The organism is Plebeiibacterium sediminum (assembly GCF_026013605.1).
In the GTDB taxonomy this organism is placed as follows: domain Bacteria; phylum Bacteroidota; class Bacteroidia; order Bacteroidales; family Marinilabiliaceae; genus Saccharicrinis; species Saccharicrinis sediminus.
In genome coordinates this window covers 1-1,843 of record NZ_JAPDPJ010000184.1, presented here as the reverse complement: position 1 = coordinate 1,843, position 1,843 = coordinate 1, and the positions used below count along the sequence as shown (strand labels likewise).

Annotated in this window: 1 protein-coding gene; it reads right to left on the bottom strand. The window is 31.3% G+C overall.

Going from position 1 to position 1,843, the window contains the following annotated elements; translation table 11 throughout:
• Nucleotides 1–283 precede the first annotated feature (283 nt).
• Nucleotides 284–1,648, bottom strand: a complete 1,365-nt coding sequence (locus tag OM075_RS24930; RefSeq protein WP_301193279.1) for a S41 family peptidase — start codon at nt 1,646–1,648, stop codon at nt 284–286.
• Nucleotides 1,649–1,843 lie beyond the last annotated feature (195 nt).

Sequence of the window (1,843 nt, the reverse complement as noted above, 5' to 3'; positions counted from 1 at the left end):
TCTCAAAAAACTACGATTATTTGACTGAAATCGTTTAAACTCGTTGCACTCAAACAAAAACGATTTTTAATCGTCAAGCTAATCTTGTTTTTTGGCTCATTGGCTGAGGCCGATCTAGAACATGCTAAAGAATTGAAATAATCTTTTTTTTTAAGACAAATATGAAACCAATTAAAATGATATCTACACCTAATCATATAGCAGGTATCACTCTCTTTGTAACAAAATAAAAAAGGTGAATTTTAAAGAAAACTCACCTTACTTTTTTTTAAAAAATACAAAACTACAATTCTCTGTCGATATACATTTCGTATTTTAATGGATTTCTTTTTGTTTTAATCGCAGAAGTATTTAGTAATGCCGGCTTTTTAATGCTTTTTAGTGATTCCTGAGCCATATTAGTACCCCAAATTAAATCAAGAGCTGTAGCTGTTAAAGCTTCGTTTTCATCGCCTAATTGATGATCATAATCCCGATCCATAACTTCGTAATCCGGAATTAATCCCTGACTATAATCTATAGAATTGGTTTTATTTTCAGCTCTGTAAATCAATGGTTGAATAGCCCAGTTCATACCCTCTTCATCTTCTATGGTTATAGATGCATAATACTTGCCATGACTCTGCTCTCCTATTTGAATAACATCCATATATGGCATTAATGAATACATCACCATTTCACTGGCAGAAGCAGTTCCACTTGTTGTTAAAACGTATAGTCTGTTTAAGTCAAGGTCGGTTTCATAAGATTCAAAGTTATCTATAAAGTATTCGGAATCTGCACCATATTCTCCTTCTAAAAAATCGGTAAGAATATCATTATAAGCAGTTCTGATAAATAAATCATTTTCTTTTGATGAAGGTCCGATCATACCGGCCATTAATTTAGCTGTTGATACTGCCCCTCCTCCATTATATCTTAAATCTAAAATTAAGTCGGTAATACCCTCACTTTTAAAAGCTGCAAAAACATCCTTTAATTCATCATCAAAATCACTTATAAATGAAGTGTAAGCCAAATATCCCACTTTATTTCCATCCTTAACGAATACTTTATTTACTAGAATCGGGTTTATTTGTAATTCTGCAGCTGTTAAATTAATAGACGGTGATACATCCTCAATTAAACCATCAACATATACACCTAATCCAATTTTAGCTTCTTCGGCATAATAAAAGTCATTAATATTATCTCTTGTCAAATACTCATCGTTATATTTAACAATCATATCACCCCTTTTTAATCCTGCAATAGCAGCAGGACTGTTAGGCTCAACATATTCAACAAGTGCTACAACATCATTATCATTATTTTCATAAGCTAAATAAAACATCAAAGAATAGCCCATTTCTTTTCTAATACCATCAAAATAGTCGTATAAAGAGTTTGCATCGTCTGTTATATATGACCATCTATCAATATCATCATAAATTAAATCATAAAAATAAGCTTCCGAGTCTTTTTGTTTTGATGGATTTAAATCAGGCATCTCTTCATTCCATAAATAATATGCATCCATATTTTCTTTGATGAAATTATTAACCTTTATGGTCTTGCTCGAAATATCATTATCAGAATCACATGAGGTTACTATAATCAAACTGGTTAGCACCAACAATAGCACTCTTAATTTTAAAATTTTCTTCATTATAAATATCATTTAAGACTTTAAAAATAGTAAAACATTTAATTCTTTAGTTCTATTAAGGTTATTAGCCTAATATCAGAGCTGTCCTAATTATATTTGCCAACTGGTGCTTCGCCCAGACCTGACTTCATTTTTTGTCATGCCACAAAAAACAGAAGCAAAAAAAGGCTAGGCTGCACCCACTTCTCTCAAAAA